Source organism: Nocardioides psychrotolerans (genome assembly GCF_943371775.1).
Taxonomy (GTDB): domain Bacteria; phylum Actinomycetota; class Actinomycetes; order Propionibacteriales; family Nocardioidaceae; genus Nocardioides; species Nocardioides psychrotolerans_A.
The window spans coordinates 1-24,857 of the sequence record NZ_CALRWD010000044.1 but is presented as its reverse complement, the minus strand read 5'-3'; the positions used below and the strand labels follow the sequence as shown (position 1 = coordinate 24,857).

The 24,857-nt window shown below is 71.6% G+C and carries 28 protein-coding genes; 14 read left to right on the top strand and 14 right to left on the bottom strand.

Annotation, left to right across the window (positions count from 1 at the left end; translation table 11 throughout):
- Positions 1–8 precede the first annotated feature (8 nt).
- Positions 9–2,369 (bottom strand): transglycosylase domain-containing protein, encoded by a 2,361-nt coding sequence (locus AAG827_RS13440; protein ID WP_341926556.1) that lies wholly within the window; start codon positions 2,367–2,369, stop codon positions 9–11.
- A 214-nt stretch (positions 2,370–2,583) separates the two neighbouring features.
- Between AAG827_RS13440 and AAG827_RS13435 the strand changes: the two genes are divergently transcribed.
- Positions 2,584–2,880 carry a WhiB family transcriptional regulator gene (locus AAG827_RS13435; RefSeq protein ID WP_341926579.1) on the top strand — a complete coding sequence of 99 codons (297 nt, stop codon included), beginning with the start codon at positions 2,584–2,586 and terminating at the stop codon, positions 2,878–2,880.
- An 82-nt stretch (positions 2,881–2,962) separates the two neighbouring features.
- On the opposite strand, the gene AAG827_RS13430 is transcribed toward AAG827_RS13435, so the two are convergent.
- Genes AAG827_RS13430 through AAG827_RS13420 form a run of 3 tightly spaced genes read right to left on the bottom strand, consistent with a single transcriptional unit; the run spans position 2,963 to position 5,956 of the window.
- Positions 2,963–4,150, bottom strand: coding sequence for an ArsA family ATPase (locus AAG827_RS13430; RefSeq protein ID WP_341926555.1), 1,188 nt, complete (start codon positions 4,148–4,150; stop codon positions 2,963–2,965).
- A complete protein-coding gene (locus tag AAG827_RS13425; protein ID WP_341926554.1) occupies positions 4,147–5,160 on the bottom strand; it encodes an ArsA-related P-loop ATPase in 1,014 nt (337 codons plus the stop codon). Before AAG827_RS13425 ends, AAG827_RS13430 begins: the two co-directional genes overlap by 4 nt.
- A 10-nt stretch (positions 5,161–5,170) precedes the next feature.
- Positions 5,171–5,956: an IclR family transcriptional regulator gene (locus AAG827_RS13420; protein ID WP_341926553.1), complete on the bottom strand. Its 786-nt coding sequence runs from the start codon at positions 5,954–5,956 to the stop codon at positions 5,171–5,173.
- A 103-nt stretch (positions 5,957–6,059) separates the two neighbouring features.
- On the opposite strand from AAG827_RS13420, the gene AAG827_RS13415 reads away from it, so the two are divergent.
- Both AAG827_RS13415 and AAG827_RS13410 read left to right on the top strand, forming a co-directional pair.
- The gene (locus AAG827_RS13415; protein WP_341926578.1) at positions 6,060–6,830 is read left to right on the top strand and encodes a CoA transferase subunit A; all 771 of its coding nucleotides are present in this window, start codon (positions 6,060–6,062) and stop codon (positions 6,828–6,830) included.
- A gap of 1 nt (position 6,831) precedes the next feature.
- Positions 6,832–7,464: a 3-oxoacid CoA-transferase subunit B gene (locus tag AAG827_RS13410; RefSeq protein ID WP_341926552.1), complete on the top strand. Its 633-nt coding sequence runs from the start codon at positions 6,832–6,834 to the stop codon at positions 7,462–7,464.
- Between the two features lie 66 nt (positions 7,465–7,530).
- On the opposite strand, the gene AAG827_RS13405 is transcribed toward AAG827_RS13410, so the two are convergent.
- Positions 7,531–8,130, bottom strand: a complete 600-nt coding sequence (locus tag AAG827_RS13405; RefSeq protein WP_341926551.1) for an amino acid transporter — start codon at positions 8,128–8,130, stop codon at positions 7,531–7,533.
- 109 nt (positions 8,131–8,239) lie between these two features.
- On the opposite strand from AAG827_RS13405, the gene AAG827_RS13400 reads away from it, so the two are divergent.
- From AAG827_RS13400 to AAG827_RS13390, 3 genes are read left to right on the top strand one after another with little or no spacing between them, the layout of a single operon-like run.
- Positions 8,240–8,977 (top strand): 3-beta hydroxysteroid dehydrogenase, encoded by a 738-nt coding sequence (locus AAG827_RS13400; protein ID WP_341926549.1) that lies wholly within the window; start codon positions 8,240–8,242, stop codon positions 8,975–8,977.
- Positions 8,978–9,024: 47 nt separating this feature from the next.
- Positions 9,025–10,338: an Nramp family divalent metal transporter gene (locus tag AAG827_RS13395; RefSeq protein ID WP_341926548.1), complete on the top strand. Its 1,314-nt coding sequence runs from the start codon at positions 9,025–9,027 to the stop codon at positions 10,336–10,338.
- Between the two features lie 17 nt (positions 10,339–10,355).
- On the top strand, positions 10,356–10,793 hold the full coding sequence (locus tag AAG827_RS13390) for a hypothetical protein (RefSeq protein WP_341926546.1): 438 nt from the start codon (positions 10,356–10,358) through the stop codon (positions 10,791–10,793).
- Positions 10,794–10,823: 30 nt separating this feature from the next.
- On the opposite strand, the gene AAG827_RS13385 is transcribed toward AAG827_RS13390, so the two are convergent.
- Positions 10,824–12,350, bottom strand: coding sequence for a PTS fructose transporter subunit IIBC (locus AAG827_RS13385; protein WP_341926545.1), 1,527 nt, complete (start codon positions 12,348–12,350; stop codon positions 10,824–10,826).
- A gap of 183 nt (positions 12,351–12,533) precedes the next feature.
- Between AAG827_RS13385 and AAG827_RS13380 the strand changes: the two genes are divergently transcribed.
- From AAG827_RS13380 to AAG827_RS13365, 4 genes are read left to right on the top strand one after another with little or no spacing between them, the layout of a single operon-like run.
- Positions 12,534–12,689, top strand: coding sequence for a DUF4177 domain-containing protein (locus AAG827_RS13380; protein ID WP_341926544.1), 156 nt, complete (start codon positions 12,534–12,536; stop codon positions 12,687–12,689).
- Entirely contained in the window at positions 12,686–13,171 is a 486-nt protein-coding gene (locus AAG827_RS13375; protein WP_341926543.1) for a RidA family protein, read from the top strand. Before AAG827_RS13380 ends, AAG827_RS13375 begins: the two co-directional genes overlap by 4 nt.
- 3 nt (positions 13,172–13,174) lie before the next feature.
- A complete protein-coding gene (locus AAG827_RS13370) occupies positions 13,175–14,044 on the top strand; it encodes an NUDIX hydrolase (protein ID WP_341926542.1) in 870 nt (289 codons plus the stop codon).
- On the top strand, positions 14,041–14,862 hold the full coding sequence (locus tag AAG827_RS13365) for an MBL fold metallo-hydrolase (protein WP_341926541.1): 822 nt from the start codon (positions 14,041–14,043) through the stop codon (positions 14,860–14,862). Before AAG827_RS13370 ends, AAG827_RS13365 begins: the two co-directional genes overlap by 4 nt.
- 7 nt (positions 14,863–14,869) lie before the next feature.
- Here AAG827_RS13365 and AAG827_RS13360 read toward each other — a convergent pair whose 3' ends face one another.
- From AAG827_RS13360 to AAG827_RS13340, 5 genes are read right to left on the bottom strand one after another with little or no spacing between them, the layout of a single operon-like run.
- A complete protein-coding gene (locus AAG827_RS13360; RefSeq protein WP_341926539.1) occupies positions 14,870–15,607 on the bottom strand; it encodes a hypothetical protein in 738 nt (245 codons plus the stop codon).
- Between the two features lie 25 nt (positions 15,608–15,632).
- The gene (locus AAG827_RS13355) at positions 15,633–16,802 is read right to left on the bottom strand and encodes a hypothetical protein (protein WP_341926538.1); all 1,170 of its coding nucleotides are present in this window, start codon (positions 16,800–16,802) and stop codon (positions 15,633–15,635) included.
- Positions 16,799–17,128 carry a hypothetical protein gene (locus AAG827_RS13350; RefSeq protein WP_341926537.1) on the bottom strand — a complete coding sequence of 110 codons (330 nt, stop codon included), beginning with the start codon at positions 17,126–17,128 and terminating at the stop codon, positions 16,799–16,801. Before AAG827_RS13350 ends, AAG827_RS13355 begins: the two co-directional genes overlap by 4 nt.
- Entirely contained in the window at positions 17,125–17,424 is a 300-nt protein-coding gene (locus AAG827_RS13345; RefSeq protein WP_341926536.1) for an SAV_915 family protein, read from the bottom strand. The genes AAG827_RS13350 and AAG827_RS13345 overlap by 4 nt, the downstream gene beginning before the upstream one ends.
- Positions 17,425–17,448: 24 nt before the next feature.
- Positions 17,449–18,126, bottom strand: coding sequence for a Crp/Fnr family transcriptional regulator (locus tag AAG827_RS13340; RefSeq protein WP_341926535.1), 678 nt, complete (start codon positions 18,124–18,126; stop codon positions 17,449–17,451).
- 140 nt (positions 18,127–18,266) lie between these two features.
- Here AAG827_RS13340 and nth point away from each other — a divergent pair, with 140 nt between their 5' ends.
- Genes nth through AAG827_RS13320 form a run of 4 tightly spaced genes read left to right on the top strand, consistent with a single transcriptional unit; the run spans position 18,267 to position 21,350 of the window.
- Entirely contained in the window at positions 18,267–18,971 is a 705-nt protein-coding gene (gene nth, locus AAG827_RS13335) for an endonuclease III (RefSeq protein WP_341926534.1), read from the top strand.
- Positions 18,968–19,480 (top strand): TlpA disulfide reductase family protein, encoded by a 513-nt coding sequence (locus AAG827_RS13330; RefSeq protein ID WP_341926533.1) that lies wholly within the window; start codon positions 18,968–18,970, stop codon positions 19,478–19,480. Before nth ends, AAG827_RS13330 begins: the two co-directional genes overlap by 4 nt.
- On the top strand, positions 19,477–20,178 hold the full coding sequence (locus tag AAG827_RS13325; RefSeq protein ID WP_341926531.1) for a CoA pyrophosphatase: 702 nt from the start codon (positions 19,477–19,479) through the stop codon (positions 20,176–20,178). The genes AAG827_RS13330 and AAG827_RS13325 overlap by 4 nt, the downstream gene beginning before the upstream one ends.
- Positions 20,175–21,350: a MarP family serine protease gene (locus tag AAG827_RS13320; protein ID WP_341926530.1), complete on the top strand. Its 1,176-nt coding sequence runs from the start codon at positions 20,175–20,177 to the stop codon at positions 21,348–21,350. Before AAG827_RS13325 ends, AAG827_RS13320 begins: the two co-directional genes overlap by 4 nt.
- A gap of 58 nt (positions 21,351–21,408) precedes the next feature.
- Here the strand turns inward: AAG827_RS13320 and AAG827_RS13315 are convergent, their stop codons facing one another.
- From AAG827_RS13315 to acs, 3 genes are all read right to left on the bottom strand, one after another.
- Positions 21,409–21,828 carry a phage holin family protein gene (locus AAG827_RS13315; RefSeq protein ID WP_341926528.1) on the bottom strand — a complete coding sequence of 140 codons (420 nt, stop codon included), beginning with the start codon at positions 21,826–21,828 and terminating at the stop codon, positions 21,409–21,411.
- A 64-nt stretch (positions 21,829–21,892) separates the two neighbouring features.
- Positions 21,893–23,230 carry a Na+/H+ antiporter NhaA gene (nhaA, locus tag AAG827_RS13310; RefSeq protein ID WP_341926527.1) on the bottom strand — a complete coding sequence of 446 codons (1,338 nt, stop codon included), beginning with the start codon at positions 23,228–23,230 and terminating at the stop codon, positions 21,893–21,895.
- A gap of 173 nt (positions 23,231–23,403) precedes the next feature.
- Positions 23,404–24,857: acetate--CoA ligase (acs, locus tag AAG827_RS13305; RefSeq protein WP_341926525.1), on the bottom strand; the 1,454-nt coding region annotated here is incomplete at its 5' end.

Below are 24,857 nucleotides of genomic sequence, written 5' to 3'. Positions count from 1 at the left end.
TCAGCCGGTCAGCGGCGTCCGCCGTTCCCGTTGCCGTTCCCGTTGCCGTTGTTGCCCCGACCTCCGCGGCCTCCGTTGTCCGGACGCGGCGGACGCCCGGTCGACGGGTAGACCACGACCGTGTCGCCGCTGGCGAGCTCCACGCCGGCGCCCGGGCCGGTGTAGGCGACCGTGCCCTCGGCGTAGCCGGAGGGGACCGAGCCGCCCAGGCTCACCGTGAAGCCGAGCTCCTCCAGGGCCGCGCGGGCCGAGTCGACGTCCTGGCCACCGAGGTCGGGGATGCCGGTGAGGACACCGAGGACGTCGGTGCCGCTGGGGGCGACGAAGTCCTCGTCGTCGAGGTACTGCTCGATGACCTTCATCGCGTCGCCCCACATGGGGCCGGCGAGGGTCGAGCCGAAGGCCGCGGAGACGAAGGAGTTGCCGATGGTCTGGCCGTTGAGCGTGATCGGCTGACCCTCGATGTTGGCGCCGGCGATCATCGCGGCGGTCGCCAGGTTGGGGGTGTAGCCCGCGAACCACACCGCGCGGTTCTCCTGGATGGTGCCGGTCTTGCCCGCGGAGGGCTGGACGGTGTTGATGCCGGCGCCGTAGCCGAAACCGCCCGGCTCCTGGACCCCGCGGAGCACGTCGTTGACCGCGTCGGCCACCGAGCTCGGCATCACCTGGGTGCAGCGCGCGGGGTAGTCCTTGAGCGTGTTGCCGTTGGAGTCGAGGATCGCGGTCACCGGACGCGAGTCGCAGTGCAGGCCGCGGCCGGCGAACGTCGCGTAGGCCTCGGCCATCTCGAGCGGGCTCACGTCGGCGACCCCGAGGGTGAACGTCGGCACCATCTCGGTGGCAGGGTCGGTGAGCTGGACCCCCATGGCCTTGGCGAGCTCGTAGGGCTCGCAGAGGCCGGTCATCTGCTCGAGCTGGGCGAAGAAGGTGTTCACCGACAGGCGTGTGCCCGTGTAGAGGTCGAAGGTGCCGGAGTCGGTGGAGTTGGACGGGTCCCAGATCTCGCTCGACTGGTAGAACTCACCGTCGCAGACCTCGAAGTCGCCCTGGTCGAGGAAGACCTGCGGGGGCGACGAGATGGTCTCGGACAGCGGGATCCCCTGTTGGATCGCGGAGGCGAGGACGAACGACTTGAACGTCGAACCCGCCTGGAAGCCGTTGGAGTCGCCGTACTGCGACGGGACGACGTAGTTGAGGTAGGTCTCGCCCTGCCGCTTCTTGGCCCCCATCGGGCGGGACTGCGCGATGGCCTTGACCGCGCCCGTGCGGGGCTCGACCATCGCCAGGGCGCCGATCGCCTCGTCGTCCTTGAAGACGTTGCTGCGCACCGACTCGTCTGCGGCGTCCTGGTAGCGCAGGTCGACGGTCGTGCGGATCGTGAGCCCGCCGGAGTAGATGAGGCTCTTGCGCTCCTCCTCGGTGCGACCCAGGGAGCGGTCCTTCATCAGGTAGTTGAGGACGTAGTCGCAGAAGAAGGGAGCCCGCGAGAAGACGCAGCCGTTCTTGACCTCGGTGACGTCGAGCTTGAGGCCCCGCTTCTTGGTCTTCTCCGCCATGGCGTCGGTCACGACGTTGAGCTGGGCCATGCGGTCCAGCACGATGTCGCGACGCTCGCGGGTGCGGTCGGGGGCGTTGGTCGGGTCGAACGCCGTGGGGTTCTGCACCAGGCCGGCCAGGATCGCCGACTGGTTGAGGTTGAGCTTGCTGGCGTTGACGTCGAAGTAGTGACGCGCGGCAGCCTGCACGCCGTAGGCGCCGTCACCGAAGTAGGCGATGTTGAGGTAGCGCTCGAGGATCCAGTCCTTGCTGTAGCGCTGCTCGACGGCGATGGCGTAGCGGAGCTCCTTGAGCTTGCGGGCGTAGGTCTGGTCGACCGCCGCGCGCTGCTCCTTCTTGGTGTCGGCCTGCTGGAGCAGCGTCAGCTTGACCATCTGCTGGGTGATCGACGAGCCACCCTGCACGACGCCGCTGGCGGCCGAGTTGGTCAGCAGGGCGCGCACGGTGCCCTTGACGTCGAGCGCGCCGTGCTCGTAGAAGCGGTAGTCCTCGATGGCGACGATGGCCTTGACCATCGTGCGCGAGATCTGGTCGAGCGAGACGTTGACGCGGTTCTGGTCGAAGATCGTCGCGATCGTCTCGCCCTTGCCGTCGACGATGCGGGTCTTCTGCGGCAGCGCGTCGGTCTCGAGCTCGGTCGGCAGCTGGTCCATCGTGTCGGCGACGCTGCGGGTCGTCACGCCGACGACCGCGGCGAACGGGATCGCCAGGCCGGCCACCACGACCCCCAGGACGGCGGCGACAGCCACCATCACCCCCAGGTGCGAGAGCACCTTGGGGAAGGACGGACGCTCGGAACGTGGCCTCGACATGGCCTCAGGGTACGTGAGCGCGCGTAGCGCGCCGGATTCGTCGCGCACCACCCCTGGTGCCTGGTCATCACGAATGACTAGTCATTTCGGACTACACAAGTTGGGCCTAACGAGGCTTACCGATCCTGAGCGGGTTCTTTACCTTTAAGGACGTGGGATAGGCCGAGGTGGCGTCATGGGGACGCAGCCTGATCTCGGAAGATGTGGGGACATCATCATGTGGGTTGAAGACTGGGCGCCACGCGCCGCTTGCAAGGCTGCACAGCCGGACCAGCTGTTCGTCCGTGGAGCCGAGCAGAACAAGGCCAAGCAGCTGTGCGCGGGTTGTCCCGTGCGCACCGAGTGCCTCGCTGAGGCACTCGACAACCAGATCGAGTGGGGCGTCTGGGGAGGCATGACCGAGCGCGAGCGCCGGGCCCTGCTCCGTCGCCGTCCTGCCGCATCGTGGCGCACCGTGCTGGAGACCGCCCGTGAGGGCGCCCAGCCTCAGCCGGCACCGGCTGCCGTCTGAACCCGTCGCACCGCAACGCCTGAGCCGTCCGGGAGGGAGGGTTCAGGCGTTGCTCTGCGTCCCGGCCCGGGCGTGACGGCGGTCACGAGCCGGCGAGGAGCTCTCCGACACGTCGCAGCCCGGCGAGGTCGTGCACGTCCCCGGCCAGCGCCGGGACCACGGCCGTGGCCACCTGGGGGTGGGCGGTCGCGAACCGCTCCCGCAGCCTCGCCTCCCGCTCGACCATGCGCATCTGGTCGGCGTGCAGCCGCAGCATGCCGGCGGTGAGCGAGGACGGGTCCTCGCGGCGCAGGCGCTCGGCCGCGGTCATCGACTCGTCGGCGGAGAGGTCGCCCGACGGGGCCGGGCTGGCCCGGTTGACGATCAGTCCCGCGAGCGGCATCCGGTCCTCGCTGAGACGCTCGACGAAGTAGGCCGCCTCGCGCAGGGCGTCCGGCTCCGGCGCGGCCACGACGAGGAACGCCGTGCCGTCGTGCTGGAGCAGCGCGTAGGTCTTCTGGGCGCGCTGGCGGAAGCCGCCGAAGACCGTGTCGAGCGCGGCGACGAAGGTCTGGAGGTCGCCGAGGACCTGGCCGCCGAGGATCTTGGTGAGGGCGTTGGTGATGATCCCGAAGCCGGCGGTCATCAGCTTGGCCGGGCCGCGGGCCGGGGCCAGCATCAGCCGGATGAAGCGGCCGTCGAGGAAGCTGGACAGCCGCTCGGGGGCGTCGAGGAAGTCGAGTGCGGAACGCGACGGAGGGGTGTCGACGACGATCAGGTCGTAGGTGCCGTCCCCACCCTCCGGGCCGGACTGGGCGTGGATCTGGCCGAGCTTCTCCATCGCCATGTACTCCTGGGTGCCCGCGAACGAGCTGGAGAGCGCGATGTAGAAGGGGTTCTCGAGGATCTGCTTGGCCTTCTCGGGGCTGGCCTGGCTCTCGACCACCTCGTCGAAGGTGCGCTTCATGTCGAGCATCATCGCGTCCAGCTTGCCGCCGGCCGCCGGGTCGACGTCGGAGACCGGCCGGGGGGTGTTGTCGAGGGCCTCGATCCCCATGGACTGGGCCAGGCGCCGGGCGGGATCGATGGTGAGCACGACGACCTTGCGGCCGCGCTCGGCGGCGCGCAGGGCGAGGGCGGCCGACGTGGTGGTCTTGCCGACGCCACCGGATCCGCAGCACACGATGATCCGGGTGGCCTGGTCGTCGATGAGTGCGTCGACGTCGAGCGCCCGGGCGCCGGGCGCGCTCGCCGTGCCGCTGGGGCCGACGCGGGTGCGGGCCTTGGTCATGCCATCCCCTGCTCTCGGAGGCTCGCGGCCAGCTCGTAGAGGGCGCCGAGGTCGACGCCCTGCGGCAGCCGCGGCAGCTCGTACGTCGGGACGCCGAGGTCGGCGACCAGCTCACGCTGGGAGTCCTCGAGCGCTCGGCGCTCGGCGTGGTCGCGGGCCTCGACGAGCAGACCGTCGACGAGTGCCGGGTCGTGGCGCACTCCGGCCCTGGTGAGGTCGGCGGTGACCCGCTCGCGGTCGATCGAGCCGCTGCGGGCGTCGGCGAGGTCGTCGGCCGCCATGTCCTGGGGGCGGATCAGGTTGACCACCACGCCACCGACCGGCAGGTCCACCGAGCGCAGCTCGGCGATCCCGTCGGCGGTCTCCTGCACCGGCATCTCCTCCAGGACGGTCACGAGGTGCACGGCGGTGCGCGGCGAGCGGAAGAGCGTCATCATCGTGTCGGACTGCGACTTGATCGGCCCGACCTTCGCCAGGCCCGCGAGCTCGTTGCTGACGTTGAGGAACTGCACGATCCGGCCCGTCGGCGGTGCGTCCAGGACGACGGCGTCGTACTGGATGGCGCCCTTGTTGCGGCTGTTGCGCTCCACCGCCTCGAAGAGCTTGCCCGTGAGCAGCACGTCGCGGACACCCGGCGCGATCGTGGTGGCGAACTCGATGACGCCGAAGCGGTCGAGCGCGCGACCGGCACGGCCGAGCTTGTAGTAGAGGGAGAGGTACTCCAGGAGGGCCGACTCGGGGTCGATGTGCAGCGCGTGCACGACGCCGGGGGTGCCGTCCTCGGCGGGGAGGCCGGTCGTGAGGCGTCGCTCCTCGGGGGGCAGTGGATCGACGTCGAACATCCGGGCGATGCCCTGACGCCCCTCGACCTCGCACAGCAGCACGTTCTTGCCGCGGGTGGCCAGGGCGAGCGCCAGCGCCGCCGCGACGGTCGACTTGCCGGTGCCGCCCTTGCCCGTGACGACGTGGAGGCGGACCTTCGGCCAGTCTCTCGTCCGCTTCTCGCTCACGCTCCGAATGCTAGGGCGTGGAGCCTGAGGCCGGGCGGGGACGCCGCAGGGAGCGGGACAGCTCGTGGGCCTCGTGGAGCAGCAGGCTGCCCAGCTCGCGCCGGCGGGCCTCGTCGAAGCGACGCTCGATGCCGGTCAGGCTGAGCGCCCACGCGGGCCGCTCGTCGGCGTCGAAGACCGCCGCGCCCATGCCCCAGCTGCCCTCGACGATCAGGCCCGGGTTGAGCGCCCAGCCGCTGGCGCGGGTCCCGGCCACGCGACGGCGTACGGCGTCGGGTGCGTGGTCCTGGCCGTGGGCCGCGGTCAGGTCGACCCGCCCGAGGAAGTCGTCGATCTCGGCGTCGGGGAGGAAGGCGAGGACGGCCAGGCCGGCCGAGGCGACACCGAGAGGGAAGCGGATGCCTTCGACCAGCACGTGCGAGCGGATCGGGAAGCTGCCGTCCTCGCGGAGCAGGCAGATGGTCTCGTCGCCGCGCCGGGCGGAGAAGAACGCACTCTCGCCGGTCGCGACGGCCAGCCGGCGCACGTGGGGCTGGGCGAGCGCCGTGACGTCGTAGCGCGACCCGGCGGCGGAGCCGAGGAAGAACAGCTCGGGGCCCAGCTGCCACCAACCGGTGGCCGGGTCGCGGTCGACCAGGCCCTCGGCGAGCAGGGAGGTGAGGAGGCGGTGGACGGTCGGGCGGGCCAGCCCGCACTCGCGGGCCAGGGCCGAGGTCGTGGTGCCGCCCGGCTCGTGGGTCGAGACCGCGCGCAGGACCGCGCCGACGCGACCGACGACGTCGGTGGGGGTGTCCATTGAGTGGACGCTACCCGTCATAGGGGATCACTGTGCGATTGATTCACGTCTGCTGGGTGGTCGGGTGTTGACCATGCTCGTCCGGCTGCGTTGGATCGGGGCCATGGACAAGGTGATGAGCTCGGCGGCTGCGGCCGTGGCCGACATCCCCGACGGCGCGACGCTGTCGGTGGGTGGCTTCGGGTTGTGCGGGATCCCCTCGGTGCTGATCGACGCGCTGCTGGTGGCCGGGACGACCGACCTCGAGGCGGTGTCGAACAACTGCGGTGTCGACGACTGGGGCCTGGGGCGGCTGCTGATGGCGAAGCGGATCCGCCGCATGGTGTCGTCGTACGTCGGGGAGAACAAGGAGTTCGCCCGGCAGTACCTCTCCGGGGAGCTCGAGGTCGAGCTGACGCCGCAGGGCACGCTGGCCGAGCGGATGCGGGCCGGCGGGTCGGGCATCCCGGCCTTCTTCACCGCGACCGGCGGTGGCACCCAGGTCGCCGAGGGCGGCATCCCGTGGCGCTACGACGCCGAGGGCAACGTCGTCCTGTCGTCGCCACCCAAGGAGACCCGGGACTTCGGTGGGCGCGAGTACGTCCTCGAGGAGGCCATCACCGCCGACTTCGGCCTGGTGCGCGCCTGGAAGGGCGACCGCCACGGCAACCTGGTCTACAAGGACTCCGCGCGCAACTTCAACCCGCTCGCCGCGATGTGCGGCCGGATCACGATCGCCGAGGTCGAGGTGCTCGTCGAGCCCGGCGAGATCGAGCCCAACGACGTGCACACGCCCGGGGTCTACGTGCAGCGGGTGGTCGAGCTGACGCCGGCCCAGGCCGCCGACAAGCGCATCGAGAAGCGGACCGTGCGTCCCGCTGCAGAGGAGAGCTGACATGGCCTGGACGCGTGAGGAGATGGCCGCGCGGGCGGCCTCGGAGCTGAGCGACGGCTCCTACGTCAACCTCGGGATCGGGTTGCCGACCCTGGTGCCCAACTACGTCGCCGACGACGTCGAGCTGGTGCTCCAGAGCGAGAACGGCGTGCTCGGCACCGGCGCGTGGCCCGTCGAGGGCGAGGAGGACCCCGACCTGATCAACGCCGGCAAGGAGACCGTCACCCTGCGCAAGGGCGCCTCCATCTTCGACTCCGCGACCTCCTTCGGGATGATCCGCGGCGGCAAGATCGACGCCGCCATCCTCGGCGCCATGCAGGTCTCGGCCGCCGGCGACATCGCCAACTGGATGATCCCCGGCAAGATGGTGAAGGGCATGGGCGGCGCGATGGACCTGGTCCACGGGGCCAAGCGGGTCATCGTGCTGATGGAGCACGTCGCCCGCGACGGGTCCTACAAGATCGTCGACGAGTGCTCGCTGCCCTACACGGGTCGGGCCGTGGTCCAGCGGATCATCACCGACCTGTGCGTCCTCGACGTGCTGCCCGACGGCGGTGGACTGACCCTGGTCGAGCTCGCGCCCGGGGTCACCGAGGACGAGGTGCGCGAGAAGACCGAGCCGACGCTGGTCTGAGCGCAGACCTCACCTGGTGAGTCCTGCTGAGACCGAAGCGCACTCGACGTCGTGGTGGTGACCGAGTCAGAGCTGCGCCAGCCAGGGGTGCTCGGGCGAGGTCAGGGTCAAGGAGTGCACCAGCCAGGCCCGCTGGTCCGGGTCGAGGACGTCTTTCATCACCTGGAGGTCGGCCTCGTCCTTGGCGCGCGGGGTCTTGCTCTTCTGGAGGAGCTGGATCTCCGGGCTGAGCACGCGTGGGTCGCCGTGGCACGCGCCTCCATCGAGCTCCGCCACCGGACGCCGGATCCTGGTGTCCCGGCGATAGGTCCAGGTCCCGTCCGACGCGTCGTCGATCATCACCTGCAGCGACCAGGGCGACGCCGGCGTGCGTCGGCACCAGACGTCGTGGACCGCTGCCGGCAGGATCTCCCCCCACCGCCACGGCCGCAGGCTGCCCGGCGGGTCGGCAGCATGGAGGTCCCACCCGGCCAGAGCGTCCTGCATCGCCAGCTGGTCGTCGCGAAGGATGAGCACGTCGGTGTCGTCGTGGGGGCGTGTCTGGCGTCCCAGGTGGAGGTCGAGGGCCCAGCCGCCGGCGATCCACCAGGGATGATCGACGGTCCGCAGGAGGTCGGTCACCTCCTCCGGGGCCATCGGCTCCCACTGCCCGAGGTCGGAGGTCATGGGTGGACGCTACTGCGGTGGCCGGCCGGACGCGGGCGGCGAGGTGCTCGTCGTACGGCATGGATCCAGCGTGCGGCTTGTGCCACCCTGCACCCGTGAGGACGGACCTGTGAGGATCGGGGTCGCCGGGGTCACCGGCGTGGTCGGGGCGTACGTCGAGCAGGTGGCGCGCGAGCGCGGGCACGAGGTCGTCGGGCTCGCCCGGTCCCTCGGGGTCGACCTCACGACCGGCGCCGGTCTGGCCGAGCGGCTGGTCGGGGTGGACGCGGTCGTCGACGTCACGAGCATCGCGACCCAGAAGCGCCGGGATGCCGAGCCGTTCTTCGGCGGTGTGACCCGCACGCTGCTCGAGGCCGAGCAGGGCGCGGGCGTCGCCCACCACGTCGCGCTGTCGATCGTCGGGATCGACCGGGTGCCCACGGGCTACTACCAGGGCAAGCTCCACCAGGAGCAGGTCGTGGTCGCCGGCGCGGTGCCGTGGAGCATCCTGCGAGCGACCCAGTTCCACGAGTTCGCCCAGCAGGCGCTGGGATTCGCCCGCTTGGGTCCGGTCTCGCTGGTGCCGCGCATGCAGAGTCAGCCCGTCGCCGCGGTCGAGGTGGCGCAGGCGCTCGTCGACCTCGTGGAGGCCGGTCCCGCTGGTCGCGCCGCCGACCTCGCCGGCCCCGAGGTGCACCAGATGACCGACCTCGCTCGCCGGGTGTCGCAGGCGCGGGGCCCGCACCGCAGGGTCATCGCCGTCCGGCTCCCCGGAGCGGCCGGCGCAGCCATGCGTGACGGCGGTCTGCTCCCGGTGGAGGACGGCCCCCGGGGCAGCCTGACCTTCGACGCCTGGCTGGCCACCTGAGACCGCAGCGGTGATGATGGGCCGATGGTTCTTCTCGGGACAGTCCAGTGACCACCGACCGCGCGACCGGCACGACGGCCACGTCAGCGGGTGAACGACCGCCGAAGTGGCGCATCGTCGGGCCGGGCCTCGTCGTCGCCGCGACGGGGGTGGGGGCCGCCGACCTGGTGGCGACGCTCGTGGCCGGCGCCAAGTTCGGCTACACCCTGCTGTGGGTCGCGGTGCTCGGCGCCGTGATCAAGGTCGTGCTGGTGGAGGGCGCCGGGCGCTACTCGCTCGCGACCGGCCGCACGATCTTCGAGGGCTGGCGCAGTCTGGGGCGCTGGACCACCTGGTACTTCGCGCCCTACATCGTCGTCTGGGGCCTGGTCTACGGCGCGACGGCGATGTCGTCGTCGGCGCTGCCCCTGGTGGCGCTCTTCCCGGACCTGTCGCTGCGCTACACGGCGATGGCGATCGGCCTGGTCGGACTGGTGCTGGTCTGGTTCGGCACCTACGCGTCGTTCGAGAAGGTGATGGCGGCCCTGGTCGGCGTCATGTTCGTCACCGTCGTCGGAGCGGCCCTGCTGGCGACGCCCAACCTCGGCGAGATCGCCCTCGGCCTGCGCCCGATCTTCCCCGACGACTCGATCGTCAACGTGCTCGCGATCGCCGGCGGCGTTGGCGGCACGATCACGCTGGCGGCCTACGGCTACTGGCTGCGGGAGAAGGGGTGGAGCACTCCGGCGTTCATTCGGGTGATGCGCCTCGACAACAGCGTCGCCTACGCCGTCACGGGTGTCTTCGTCGTCTCGATGCTGATCGTCGGCGCCGAGCTCTACTACGCGATGGGCATCGCGTCCGAGAGCGGTGACCAGGCGCTCGTGCAGCTCTCCGGGATCCTCGACGAGCGCTACGGCGAGGTCTTCGGCAAGGTGTTCCTGATCGGCTTCTTCGCCTCGTCCTTCTCCTCGCTCATCGGCGTCTGGAGCGGCGTGAGCCTGATGTTCGCCGACTTCGTCGGCAACCTGCGCGACCTGCCGTCGGGACACCCCGACACCCGCACCGGCGGCCGCTTCTTCCGCGGCTACATGCTGTGGCTGACCTTCCCGCCGATGCTGCTCCTGCTGCTCGACGAGCCGATCGGGCTGATCCTCGCCTACGGGACGCTCGGTGCGTTGTTCATGCCGTTCCTCGCGATCACCCTGCTGGTGCTGCTCAACAAGCGCCGCGAGGGGGCGCTGCCGCACTCCGACGTGCCCGCCGAGTGGCGCAACGGCTGGGTCTCCAACGGGATGCTCGCGCTGTGCGCGCTGCTCTTCCTGGCCCTCGGCCTCAACGAGCTGCGCAACGTGCTCTCGCCCTACGTCGGCTTCCTCTAGATCGGCCTCGGGTCGTCATGGCTGCCCCCGAGCTCCAGGAGCTGCTCGTCCCCGACGCCTCCGGGTGGCGGGACTGGCTGCTGGCGCACCACGCCGGGGCCCCTGGCATCTGGCTGGTGCTGAACAAGGCGGGCGACACCGTGACGGAGCTGACCTATGAGCTGGCCGTCGAGGAGGCGGTCTGCTTCGGCTGGATCGATGGACAGGCGCGTCGCCGCGAGGGCGGAGGCACGTTGATCCGCATGACGCCGCGTCGACCGCGCAGCAACTGGTCGGTCAGCAACGTCGATCGGGTCGAGCGTCTCGACGGCGAGGGGCGCATGCACGCTGCGGGCTGGGCGGCGGTCGAGGTGGCCAGGGCCAACGGGCTCTGGGGGGCCGCGGTCGCGAAGCGCGACGCATCCCGGGCCGACATGACGCAGGGCCCGGAGGGGTCGCCTCCGGGCCCTGCGTGACTCATGCCCCCGAGCGGGGGTGTGCGACGGTCAGACGGCGACCGGCTGGCCGGCTGACGTCGCCACGACAGTGCCGTCGGCCTCGACGGGCTGCGGACGCAGGCCCTTGAGCACGATCACCGCACCGGCGGTGATGACGGTGCCGATGACGACGGCCGCGAGGTAGCCGGGGATGCCGCTGATCAGCGGGGTGACCCAGATGCCGCCGTGCGGGGCGGCGAGCTCGCTGCCGAAGCCGGCGACGAGGCCACCGGTGACCGCGGAGCCGAGCATGATCGAGGGGATGACCCGCAGCGGGTCGGCCGCGGCGAACGGGATGGCGCCCTCGGTGATGAAGGAGGCGCCCAGCAGCCAGGCCGCCTTGCCGTTCTCCTGCTCGGCCTTGCTGAAGAGGCGCTTGCGGATCACGGTGGCGAGCGCCAGGCCGAGCGGCGGGGTCATGCCGGCGGCCATGACGACGGCCATGACGGTGAGCTCGGTGCCACCGGCGGCGATCGCGCCGGCGGTCAGTCCGCCGGAGGCGAAGGTGTAGGCGACCTTGTTGACGGGGCCGCCCATGTCGAAGGCCATCATCAGGCCGAGGATCATGCCGAGCAGCACGATGGAGCCGCCGCTGAGGCTGTTGAGGCCGTCGGTGAGGCCGGTCTGCACGCTGGCGAGGGGCTTGCCGAGGACGAGCAGCATGATGACGGCGACGGCGAGCGTCGCGAGCAGCGGGGTGACGACGACCGGCATGATGCTCTGCACCGCGCGGGGGACCTTGAGGCGGCTGATCCACAGGGCCAGGAAGCCGGCGAGGAAGCCACCGGCGAGACCGCCGAGGAAGCCGGCGCCGACGGCACCGGCGAGCGCGCCGGCGACGAAGCCGGGGGCGATGCCGGGACGGTCGGCGATCGCGAAGGCGATGAAGCCGGCGAGGACCGGGACCAGGAAGCCGAAGGCCGCGACACCGGCCTGGAAGAGCAGGGCCGCCCACATCATCCCGGAGGTCGGGTCGAAGTCGTTGATGATGTCGGTGAGGGGGATCGCGGTGACCGCGATCGCGCCGTCGCCGCCGCCGGCGATGCGGGCGAGCATGAAGCCGAGGGCGATCAGGATGCCGCCGGCGGCGACGAAGGGGATCATGTAGCTCACGCCGGTCATGAGCCACTGACGCACGCGGGTGCCGACGGAGGCGTTCATGTCGACCTTGCTGGCCAGCCCTCCGGCGTACGACGCCGCGGGCGCGCCGCCGGGGGTGCCGGTGACGCCGCGGGCCGCGGCCGCCTCGGCCTGGCGCAGCAGGCCGGCCGGGTCGTTGATGGCGCTCTTGACGCCGGTAACGACCAGCGGCTTGTGCTCGAAGCGCTGGCGGTCACGGACCTCGACGTCAGCGGCGAAGATGACGGCGTCGGCCGCATCGATGACGGACTGGTCGACGCGCTCGGCACCTCCCGCGCCCTGGGTCTCGACGGCGATCTCGTGGCCGGCCTCGCGGGCGGCGATCTCGAGCGCCTCGGCTGCCATGTAGGTGTGGGCGATGCCGGTGGGGCACGACGTCACGGCGATGAACTTCATCCGGTCTTCCTCACTCGTGCTCCGGGCTGGGCCCGGAGATGGGGGTCTGCATGCCGTGGATCCCGAGAGTGTGGCGTGCGTCACCAGCGTGACCCACGTCTCAACATAAGTCAACAGAAACAAAGAAAGAAGAAGAAATATCGGGGCCACTCGGGTGGGACCTCGCCGAGTAGGGTGCGGGTCATGACGAAATGGGAGTACCTGACCGCGCCGATCCTCACGCACGCGGCCAAGCAGATCCTCGACAACTTCGGGGCCGACGGGTGGGAGCTGGTGCAGGTCGCGCCGGGCATGAACCCGGAGAACCTGGTGGGCTACTTCAAGCGGCCCGTCCAGTGACCCAGGCGCCCGGACAGGAGTCGAGCCAGACCCCGGAGGAGCGGCTCGCGGCGCTCGGCCTGGCGGTCCCCGAGGTCGCCAAGCCGGTCGCGGTCTACGTGCCGGCCGTGCGCAGCGGCCACCACGTCTTCACCTCGGGCCAGCTGCCGATGCGCGGCGGCGAGCTGATGCTCACCGGCAAGGTCGGGGGCGAGGTCTCGGCCGAGGAGGCCTACGCGTGCGCCCAGCAGTGCGCGCTCAACGCGATCGCGGCGGTGAAGGCGCAGGTCGGTGACCTCGCGGCCGTCAAGCGGATCGTCAAGGTCGTCGTCTTCGTGGCCTCGACGCCGGACTTCACCGGTCAGCCGCAGGTCGCCAACGGCGCCTCGGAGCTCTTCGGCAAGGTCTTCGGCGAGGCCGGGGTGCACGCCCGCTCGGCGGTCGGCGTCTCGGTCCTGCCGCTCGACTCGCCGGTCGAGGTCGAGATCCTCGTCGAGGTCTGAGCCGTGAGGATCCCGCTGCCACCGGTGCCGCTGCCCGACGGTCTCCTCGAGGTCGCGCGCCAGTTCGAGGACGGCACGAAGACGCCCGTCGAGCCCCGCAACGCAGCGACCGTCGTCCTGATGCGTCCCTCGCCCGACGGGCCCGAGGTCTACCTGCTGCGCCGTCAGGTCTCCATGGACTTCGCCGGGGGCATGTGTGTCTTCCCGGGCGGCGGGGTCGACCCCCGCGACTTCGACGCGAGCGTGGCCTGGGCCGGCCCGTCGCCCGCCGAGTGGGCCCGCCGCCTCGGCGCCGACGAGGAGACCGCCCGGGCGCTGGTCTGCGCCGCCGTGCGCGAGACCTTCGAGGAGTCCGGCGTGCTCCTGGCGGGGGACTCTCCGGACACCGTGGTCGCCGACACGACCGGTGAGCAGTGGGAGGCCGACCGCCACGCGCTGGAGTCGCGTGAGCTGGCGATGACCGAGTTCCTCTCCCGCCGCGGGCTGGTGCTGCGCACGGACCTGCTCGGCACGTGGGACGGCTGGCTGACGCCCGTCTTCGAGCCCAAGCGCTACCGCACGTGGTTCTTCGTCGCGCTGCTGCCCGAGGGGCAGCTGACCCGCGACGTCTCGACCGAGTCGTCGTCGGTCCACTGGGTGCCGGCCCGGCTGGCCGCCGACCAGGCCGACGGTGGAGAGCTGGCGATGATGCCGCCGACCTACCTCACCTGTCTCGAGGTCGGGCAGCAGTCCTCTCCGGCCGAGGTCCTCGCGGTGGCCGAGGGTCGCACGGTCGACATGTTCACCCCGTCGGTCGAGCCCTTGGGCGACGGCTGGACCCTGTCGATGCCCGATCGGATGCGTCCCCTGGTGGCCGATCGGCGTCGTCCGTGAGCGCTGACGGGGCCTGGACCGGCGGGTCCTTCGGCGCGCGGGCGCGCTGCGTGCTCGCCCCCAACGCCGACATGATGACCCTCGACGGCACCAACACCTGGGTGCTGCGCGAGCCAGGTGCGCGGCGCTCGGTCGTGATCGACCCGGGGCCCTCGATCATGTCGCACCTCGACGCGGTGGCCGAGGAGGCCGGTGAGGTCGCCGTCGTGCTGCTGACCCACCACCACCACGACCACGCCGAGGCGGCCCGGGAGTTCGCCGAGCGGGTGGGGTGTGGCGTCCGCGCGCTCGATCCCGCCTACCGGCTCGGCTCCGAGGGACTCGCCGACGGTGACGTCGTCGACGCCGACGGGCTCGAGCTGCGGGTGATCGGCACGCCCGGCCACACGGCCGACTCCCTGTCGTTCTTCCTGCCGGCCGAGGCCGCGGTCCTCACCGGCGACACCGTCCTCGGCCGCGGCACCACGGTCGTCGCGCACCCCGACGGCCGGCTCGGTGCCTACCTCGACTCCCTCGACCGCCTCCACGCGCTGGCGGCGGCCCACGAGGTGGCCTCGATCTGGCCCGGCCACGGCCCGGTCATCGGCGACGCGCTCGGGGCGCTCGACTTCTACATCGCGCACCGCCAGGACCGCCTCGGCCAGGTCGAGGCGGCCGTCGCCACCCTGCGCGACCAACCGCACCCCGAGGGGCTGGCGGTCGACGAGCTGCCGCGCCAGGTGGTCGAGCTCGTCTACTCCGACGTCGACCCGGTGCTCTGGGGCGCCGCCGAGCTCTCGGTGCGCGCGCAGCTGGCCTACCTCGCCGAGCGCCGCTGAGGGTCCCTCAGCGGCCCGAGACCTCGGGGACGCCGCGGGTGATCAGCGACTCCCGGGTGGCCCGGCCGCCCACCTGCAGCTCGCGCAGCAGGCGCAGCAGGGCCGGCCCGTCGGCCAGTAGGCCGGTGCGCAGCTCGATCCCCGGCTCGTGGGGCACGTGGTCGAGGGGCAGCAGCGAGCGCCGTGCGCGCACCCGGTGGGTCGTGGCATCGGAGGCTGCGCCGATGCGCAGGGACGCTCGCCGGGTGCCGACGTGGGCCCACTCGATGGTCGTGACGTCGTCCCAGCCGAGGTCGACGAGCACCCCGGCGCCCTCGTGCCGGAGCCGGTCGACCCCGATGACCAGTGCGGGGGCGCGAGCGGCGACCCGGCCCAGCTCGACGGCCAGCAGCAGCACGCCGAGGGCGAGTGCGCCCAGGACCAGGCCACCGGCCAGCGAGCCCTCGCCGACGGCGAGGGCCGCGAGCACCAGCCCCAGTGCGCTGGCGGCGAGCACGGCGACGACCGTGACGGTGGCCGTGCGCGCGGGGCCGAGACGCAGCCGCCACGCCGGCTGACCGTCGAGATCGGTGGTCGACCAGGTGCCCGCGTCGCCTACAAGGCTGGCGAGCATCATCAGGCTCACCGCGCCGGTGAAGAGGGCGACGGCCGCCAAGGTGGCGCGACCGTCCGTCTCGACGAGCGCGCGCCAGGCGCTGGCGGCACAGACCACCGCGGTGATGGCGGCGGTGAAGAGGACGACCACGCGGGAGCGGAACCACGGACGGGTCTCAGAAGATGGAGTCAAAGACCTCACCGGCGCCCTCGGCCAGGCCGCTGACCGTGTCGGCGATCTCGCCGGCGCCGTCTGCCACGGCGTTGCCCCAGTCTCCGAGGGTGTCGGCCCCGGAGTCGAAGAGGCTGTCGATCGCCCCGGACGTGAAGGCGCCGACGACGAGCCCGACCCCCGCACCCACGATGACGCCGGCGGCGGTGCCCACCCCGGGCACGGGGATGAAGCTGCCCACGACCGCCCCGGTCGCAGCCCCTGCGGCGACGCCGGAGGCGATCGACGCCGCGGCCGGCACGACGTTGGAGGTGATCGCCTGGGCCGGGCCCTCCTCGTCCCAGTCGGAGTGGATGCCGTAGCCGGCGGCGGCCACGTCGAGCACCCAGAGCCCGCGGGTGAGGCCGCGCGGCAGCTCCCAGCTGGGGAGGTTGCCGCGCGCAGCGGGGTGGGCGTCGTCGAGCCGGTCGGCCTCGTCGAGCAGGTCGTAGAAGCGGGAGGGGTCGGAGACCCGGCCGTCCGGGGTGCGCAGGGCGTCGGCGTGGGCGCGCAGCTCGGCGGCCCGGGTGAGCATCGAGTCGACCTCGGCGGTCAGGATCGGCGTCGTACGACGGATCAGCTCGATCTGGATGCCGGACGAGAGCAGCTGGGCGGCGATCCCGACGTACTGGGTGTCGTGCCGCGACCAGGCGGAGCCGGCGGTGTCGAGTGCCGCCTGCCAGGTCGTCCAGGCGGCGTCGGCGTCCTCGACGCACTGGTTCCACACGGTGACCTTGTCGGCGTGGGCCTCGGCAGCCGGGTCGTCGGCCGCAGGTCCCGCCCCGGGGTTGCGCACCCGGAAGCCGTCGACCACCAGGTCGCCGGCCCGGGCGGCGGTGCGGACCCGGCCCATCTCGCGCTGCGCGGTCTCGAGCGCCGTGGCCAGGACGTCGACATCGCCTGCGACGGCGCGGGAGATGCGTGCTCCGTCGTCGGCCGAGGTCGCCAGCGTGCTCGCCCGACCGGAGAAGGCCGTGGCGGCCTCACCGTCCCAGTCGCCCTGCGCGGTGGAGCGCTGGGTGGCGACGGTGTCGCCCAGGTCGCTGAGACCGACCTCGAGGTCGCCGCGCAGCCAGGTGGCCACCGAGCGGATGGTGGAGGCGCTGCCCTCGATCTCGGTGTCGAGGTCGCTCACGGGCTGCCGCCGTCGACCAGGAACGAGGCGGCCGCCACGGCGTCCGCGTCCTGCGCGGCGACGTTGCAGTCCTCGACCGCCGCGGCCAGGATCGACGACTCGTAGGAGAGCCGCGCGCCCGCCTCGCTGGCCGCAGCCAGGATCATCAGCAGCAGGGGCTCGGCCTGGCCGGTGCCACCCGCGCTGGGACGCGACGAGCCGACCGCGTCGAGGTCAGCGGCCGCGGCGCCCAGGCGCGAGGAGACCCGCGTGAGGGTGGCGGGGTCCACGACGAGGCTCGAGGGGCCGGCGCTGCCGCCGCCACCCGCGTCAGCCGCGTTGTTCACCGCACCTGCCTCTGAGGGCCAGGCTCCCGGCGCTCCTCGGGGACGTAGACGTCGGCGTAGACCACGTCGAACGGCCGGACGTCGTAGAGCCGCTGCAGCTCGTGGGTCGGCAGGCCGAACCACGGCTGGTCCTCACCGCAGCAGGCGTGCAGGCGGTCGAGCGCGGAGTAGACGAGCAGCGCGGTGCGCCCGTCCTTGGTCGTGCGGTAGACCGCCTCCGCTCCAGCCGTCTCGCGCACGTGCTCGAGGCAGGGGATGTAGAGGAAGGGTGGGTAGTCCTTCGGGATGGCGCGCATGCGGGCGTCCGAGTCCGCCACGGGTCAGCGGGCGCGGCGGGCCAGGCGCTCGACGTCCATGATGACCACCGAGCGGGGCTCGAGACGCAGCCAGCCGCGCGACGCGAAGTCGGCGAGCGCCTTGTTGACCGTCTCGCGGGAGGCGCCGACCAGCTGGGCGAGCTCCTCCTGGGTGAGGTCGTGGTGCACGTGGACGCCGTCGTCGGCGGTGCGGCCGAAGCGGTCGGCGAGGTCGAGCAGCGCCTTGGCGACACGGCCGGGGACGTCGGAGAACACCAGGTCGGCGACGACGTCGTTGGCCTTGCGGAGGCGGCCGGCGAGCTGCGCGAGCAGGCCGCGGGCGACGACGGGGCGGCCCTCGAGCCAACGCAGCAGGTCCTCGTGGGACAGCGAGGCGAAGGTGGAGTCGGTGACCGCGGTGACGGTGGCCGAGCGCGGGCCCGGGTCGAAGAGCGAGAGCTCGCCGAACATCTGGCCCGGGCCGAGGATGGCGAGGAGGTTCTCGCGACCGTCGGAGGAGGAGCGGCCGAGCTTCACCTTGCCCTCGAGCACGATGTAGAGCTTGTCGCCCGAGTCGCCCTCGTGGAAGAGCACGTCGCCGCGGCGCAGCCGGGTGTCGGTCATCGAAGCCCGCAGCGCGGTGGCGGCCTCGTCGTCGAGCGCGCTGAACAGCGGGGCCTGACGGAGTACGTCGTTGTCCACGGATCCTCCTGGAGTGGTGTCAAGAGTGATCCTATCCAGTGGGCGATCTCACAGAGAAACTCAACCCGCCAGAGGGACTCCACGGATCGCGTCCCGGTCCTCTCCGGAGGGCCGTCCCCGGGGCGCCGTAGGCTGTCGGGGTGCCCGCGACCGAGACCCACACCGGCCTCGTGCGTCGCGCACGCAAGATCGACCGGATCCTCGCCGAGACCTATCCCGACGCCTGCTGCGAGCTCGACTTCGACACCCCCTTCGAGCTGCTGGTCGTGACGGTCCTGAGCGCGCAGACCACCGACCGACGGGTCAATGCGGTCCGGCCCACCCTCTTCGCCGCCTACCCCGACCCCGCGGCGATGGCGGCCGCGCCGCGCGAGCACCTCGAGCAGATCGTCGGGCCCCTCGGCTTCTTCCGCGCCAAGACCGAGTCGCTGCTCAAGCTCAGCGCTGCCCTCGTCGAGCGCTACGACGGGCAGGTGCCCGGCCGCCTCGACGACCTCGTGACCCTTCCCGGGGTCGGGCGCAAGACCGCCAACGTGGTGCTGGGCAACGCGTTCGGCGTGCCGGGCATCACCGTCGACACCCACTTCGGTCGGCTCGCGCGGCGCCTCGGCTGGACCGAGGAGACCGATCCCGTCAAGGCCGAGCACGCCGTCGGAGCCCTGTTCCACCAGCGTGACTGGACGATGCTGAGCCACCACCTCATCTGGCACGGACGCCGGCGCTGCCATGCCAAGAAGCCCGCGTGCGGTGCCTGCCCGCTGGCGCGACTGTGCCCGTCGTACGGCGAGGGGCCGACCGACCCGGTGGCCGCAGCCGCCCTCGTGAAGGCGCAGGGGCCCGCGTGAGACGACTCCTCGTGGCGCCCGTCGTAGCGCTCGCCCTCCTGCTGTCCGCGTGCACGGGCGGTGACGACCGGCCGGAGGTGACGACCCTGCCGGAGGTGAGCCTGACCGCCTTCGGCTCCGGCGAGGAGGTCGACCTGGCCACGCTCAAGGGCCCGATGGTGGTCAACCTGTGGGCGTCGTGGTGCGGGCCGTGCGCGCGCGAGATGCCCGTGCTGGCCGACTTCGACGAGGCCTACGGCGACCAGGTCTCGCTGCTCGGCATCAACCACCTCGAGACCCGGCAGGAGAAGGCCGAGGAGCTCGTGGACAGGAGCGGCGTCACCTACGACCTGCTGGCCGACCCCGAGGGGCTGGTCAGCGACTCGCCGCCCTTCCCGTTCATCCAGGGCCTGCCGTTCCTGGCGTTCGTCGACGCCGAGGGCACGGTGACGCACATGGAGTTCGAGGAGATCGAGTCGGTCGACGAGCTCGTGGAGCTCTCCGAGCGCTACCTGGACGTGACCCTGTGAGCGAGCTGCCCGACTGGCTGCGGCCGGTGGAGGAGGGGGCGCGCTCGATCACCGTCCACGAGCTCACCCGCTTCATGCCGCCCGAGGACTCCGACCCCCGGCGTGGTGCGGTGCTGATGCTCTTCGGCGAGACCGAGGCCGGCCCCGACCTGCTGCTGACCGAGCGGGCGCACCACATGCGCTCCCACCCCGGCCAGGTGTCCTTCCCCGGCGGCACGATCGACCCCGGTGAGACCCCGCGCGAGGCTGCGCTGCGCGAGGCGCAGGAGGAGACCGGCCTCGACCCGACGGGCGTGGACATCTTCGCCGAGCTGCCCGAGCTGTGGCTGCCACCGAGCAACTTCGCCGTGACCCCGCTGCTGGCCTGGTGGCGCGAGCCGAGCCCGGTCTCGGTGGTCTCGCCCGACGAGGTGCACGCGATCTACCGCGTCCCGCTGCGCGAGCTGGTCGAGCCGACGCACCGGATCAACGTGCGCCACCCCAGCGGCTTCACCGGCCCGGGCTTCATGATCGGCGACGACAAGGACGTGATCCTCTGGGGATTCACGGCCGGCATCATCTCGAGGCTCTTCGACTTCCTCGGGTGGAACGCACCGCTGGACGACCCGCCGGTGCGCGAGCTGCCGTCCTACATGCTGCAGGGTGAGCCTGCCCGCCGCGACTACGCACCCAACACCCGCTTCGAGGAGCGCCCGTGAACGCCCTCGACTGGCTGCTCGTGGTCCTCGTCCTCGCCTACGCCCTCTCGGGCTACTGGCAGGGCTTCGTCACCGGTGCCTTCGCGACCACGGGCCTGCTCCTCGGCGGTCTGCTCGGGGTCTGGCTCGCGCCGATCGCGCTGGGGGACGCCGACCCGTCGCTGATGGTCTCCCTGGGCGCCCTCTTCATCGTGATCCTGGCGGCCTCGTTGGGCCAGGCGGGCTTCCAGTACGCCGGCGCGCGGATCCGTGACCGGATCACCTGGCAGCCCATCCGGGCGATCGACGCGATCGGCGGAGCCGCCCTCAGCGCCCTCGCCGTGCTGATCGTCGCCTGGGCGCTCGGGGTCGCGATCTCCGGCTCCCGGATCGGCTCGGTCACGCCGCTGGTGCGCGGCTCCACCATGCTCAAGGCTGTCGACTCGGCCCTGCCGCAGTCGGCCTCCGGCGTGCTCCAGGCCTTCAACAACGTCGTCGGCACGAGCTTCTTCCCGCGCTACCTCGAGCCCTTCGCGCCCGAGCGGATCGTCGAGGTCGGCCCCGGCCCCAAGCGGCTGCTGCGCGACCCCGACGTGCTCGGCGCCGAGCCGGCCGTGCTCAAGATCCGGGGCACCAACGACTGCGGTCGCGGGGTCGAGGGCTCCGGCTTCCTCTACTCCGAGGACCGGTTGATGACCAACGCCCACGTGGTGGCCGGCGTGGACGAGCCCGAGATCATCATCGGGGACTCCTCCGTCCCGGCCGAGGTCGTGGAGTACAACCCCGACCTCGACATCGCGGTGCTGTCCTTTGAGAGCGACGACATCCCGGTGCTCCGCTTCGACCTCGACGTCGTGTCCGAGGACGGCGTGGCGATCCTCGGCTATCCGCAGGACGGCCCGTTCGACGTCCAGCCCGGGCGCATCCGCTCCGAGCAGCGCCTGCGCTCACCCAACATCTACGGCGAGGGCACGGTCATCCGCGAGGTGTTCTCCCTGCGCGGACTGGTGCGCCCCGGCAACTCCGGCGGCCCGATCATCACCTCCGCCGGTGACGTCGCCGGCGTCGTCTTCGCCGCATCGGTCACCGACCCCGAGACGGGCTACGCCCTGACCGCCGACCAGGTGGCCGACTCGGCCGCGATCGGGGTCACCAACACCGAGGCGGAGTCGACCGGCGACTGCGCTGGCTGAGCTCGATCAGCAGCCCGGGAGTGCGAGCGAAGCGAGCACTCCCAATGGAGTGACGAAGTCACTCCACCTTGCCCTTGAGGGCGGCCGGGATCTGCTTGCCCTGCTTGATCGCCTTCTCGGGCGCCTTGACCTGCTTGACCTTCTTGATGCCGACGAAGACCAGCAGCCCGGCGATCGCGAGGTAGAGGCCGAAGACGATCAGGAACGCCCAGTGCAGCTCGAGGCCCTTGTCGTTCCAGTGGATGAAGTAGGCCAGGGCGACCGACAGCATGATGATCGCGAGGACCGCGACGAAGCCTGCTGCGGCGAACATCGCGACACCGATGCCGCCGGCGGTGACGCTGACCTTGAGCTCGCTCTTGGCGAGCTCGATCTCCTTGGAGACCAGGGTCGAGATGTCGCGACTGGCGTCGGCGACGAGACGTCCGATGGTGGGATCGCCCTCAGCGGGCGGTGCCTTGACCGGTTCGGTTGCCATGCAGGGTCCTCTGGGATCGAAGTGAGACCCCGACCCTACAGAACGACGACGGGTGGGCGCCCCGTCAGGAGGGGTGAGAGCCGTCGCGCTGGAAGACGTCGGGCACGCCGTCACCGTCGTCGTCGCGCTCCTCGAGCTCGCAGATGCGCCGGTAGACGCGGTTGCGGGCGCGCAGGACGATGGTCGCGAGGAGTGCCGCGGTCAGGGAGCCGACGAGCACACCGACCTTGACGTGGTCCTCCCGCTCGCTGCCCTGGCCGAAGGCGAGCTCCCCGATGAGCAGGGAGACGGTGAAGCCGATGCCGGCCAGCATGGCCATGCCCGTGACGTCGACCCAGCTCAGCTCGTCGTCGAGGTCGGCGCGGGTGAAGGTCGCGAGCAGCCACGTGGAGCCCACGATGCCGATGGTCTTGCCGACCACGAGCCCGCACACGATGCCGAGCGCGACCGGGTCGCGCAGCGAGTCGACCAGCCCGCTGAGCCCGCCGACGGTCACGCCGGCGGCGAAGAAGGCGAAGACGGGCACGGCGAAGCCGGCCGAGATCGGGCGCACGACGTGCTCGAGGTGCTCGGCCAACCCGGGCTTGTCGGGGTCGGAGTCGCGGCGCAGCACCGGCACCGTGAATCCCAGCAGCACCCCCGCGACGGTGGCGTGCACCCCCGACTCGTGGACCAACGCCCAGGAGACGAGGGCGAGGGGGACGAGCAGCCAGCCGCTGCGGATGCGCCGCTGCACCAGCAGGCCGAACAGACCGATCGGGACCAGGGCCAGCGCGAGGAAGGCCAGGTCCAGCGACTCGGTGTAGAAGATCGCGATGATCGTGATGGCCAGCAGGTCGTCGACCACCGCGAGCGTGAGCAGGAAGGTGCGCAGCCCGCTCGGGAGGTGGGTGCTGATCACCGCGAGGATCGCCACGGCGAAGGCGATGTCGGTGGCGGTGGGGATCGCCCAGCCGCGGAGCCCACCGTCGCCGCCGAGGTTCCACAGCACGAAGATCAGCGCCGGCGCGGCCATGCCGCCGATCGCGGCTGCCACGGGCACGGCGGCCCGACGCGGGTCACGCAGGTCGCCGGCGACGAACTCCCGCTTGAGCTCGAGGCCGGCCACGAAGAAGAAGATCGCCAGCAGCCCGTCGGCCGCCCACGTGCCGAGGCTCAGGTCGAGGTGCAAAGACTCCGGCCCGACCCGCACGTCGCGGATCGACTCGTAGACGTCGGCCCAGGGGGTGTTGGCCCAGATGATCGCGACCGTCGCGCCGATGATGAGCAGCAGCCCGCCGGTCGTCTCCGCGCGGAGGACCTCGGAGATGCGGGAGTTCTCCAGGAAGGTGCCGCGCGCGAAGAGTCGCGGGCCCGTCGTACGGCGGGGGGCTGGGGGTGGCGCGGACGGCGGGGTGGTCACGGGTGACGGCTCCAGACAGTGGGGTCGGTCAGGTCGTTGCCGACCAGACTTCCCGGCGCACCGTGCTCAGCCTAGCGCGACCCGACCCCACCACGAACGCCCGGAAAGTGGCCGAGTCGGCGCGATGTTGCACAGGCTGCTGCAACACTGCGCCGACTCGGCGTGGGCGTGGGTCAGTCGTCGGCCTTGCCGGAGGAGACGCCCTTGCTGATCAGGTCCATCACGGCACCGTCGGCGAGCGTGGTGACGTCGCCGACCTCGCGGTGCTCGGCGACGTCCTTGAGCAGGCGGCGCATGATCTTGCCCGAGCGGGTCTTGGGCAGCTCGGGGACGACCATGATCTGGCGCGGCTTGGCGATCGCGCCGATCTCCTTCTGCACGTGCTTGCGCAGCTCCTCGACGATGTCGGCGCCACCGTCGCCCGCGGAGTCGCGCAGGATGACGAACGCGCAGACCGCCTGGCCGGTGGTCTCGTCGGCCGCACCGACCACGGCCGCCTCGGCGACCTTGGGGTGCGAGACCAGCGCCGACTCGATCTCGGTGGTGGAGAGGCGGTGGCCGGAGACGTTCATGACGTCGTCGACGCGGCCGAGCAGCCAGATGTCGCCGTCGTCGTCCCTCTTGGCTCCGTCGCCGGCGAAGTAGTAGCCCTGCTTGCGGAAGCGCGCCCAGTAGGTCTCCTTGAAGCGGTCGTCGTCGCCCCACAGGGTGCGCAGCATCGCGGGCCACGGCTCCTTGACCACCAGGTAGCCACCCGAGCCGTTAGGCACGGACTCGCCGTCGTCGTTCACCACGTCGACCTCGATGCCGGGCATCGGGGTCATCGCGGAGCCCGGCTTGCCGGAGGTGACGCCGGGCAGCGGCGAGATCATGATCTGGCCGGTCTCGGTCTGCCACCAGGTGTCGACGATCGGGCAGCGCTCGCCGCCGATGACCTCGCGGTACCACATGTAGGCCTCGGGGTTGATGGACTCACCGACCGAGCCGAGCAGCCGCAGCGAGGACAGGTCGAAGCCGTCGGGGATCTCGCGGCCCTGCTTCATGAAGGTCCGGATCGCGGTGGGGGCGGTGTAGAAGATCGTCACGCCGTAGTCCGCGATGATCTCCCACCAACGCCCCTTGTGAGGGGCGTCGGGCGTGCCTTCGTACATCACCTGGGTCGCGCCGTTGGCGAGCGGTCCGTAGACCATGTAGGAGTGGCCGGTCACCCAGCCGACGTCGGCGGTGCACCAGTAGACGTCCGTCTCGGGCTTCAGGTCGAAGACCGCGTGGTGCGTGTAGGACGTGCCGGTGAGGTAGCCGCCGGTGGTGTGCAGGATGCCCTTGGGCTTGCCGGTCGTGCCGGAGGTGTACATGACATAGAGCGGGTGCTCGGAGTCGAAGAACTCGCACGCGTGCTCGGCCGACGCGTTGTCGACGACGTCGTGCCACCACACGTCCACCGCGTCGTCCCAGGAGACCTCCTGGCCCGTGCGGCGTACGACGAGCACGTGCTCGACGTCGAAGCCCTCGCCGGAGGCCTTGGCGCGGGCCTCGTCGACCGCGGGCTTGAGCGCCGACGCGCTGCCGCGCCGGTAACCGCCGTCGGAGGTGATGACGACCTTGGCGCCACCGTCCACGAGGCGCG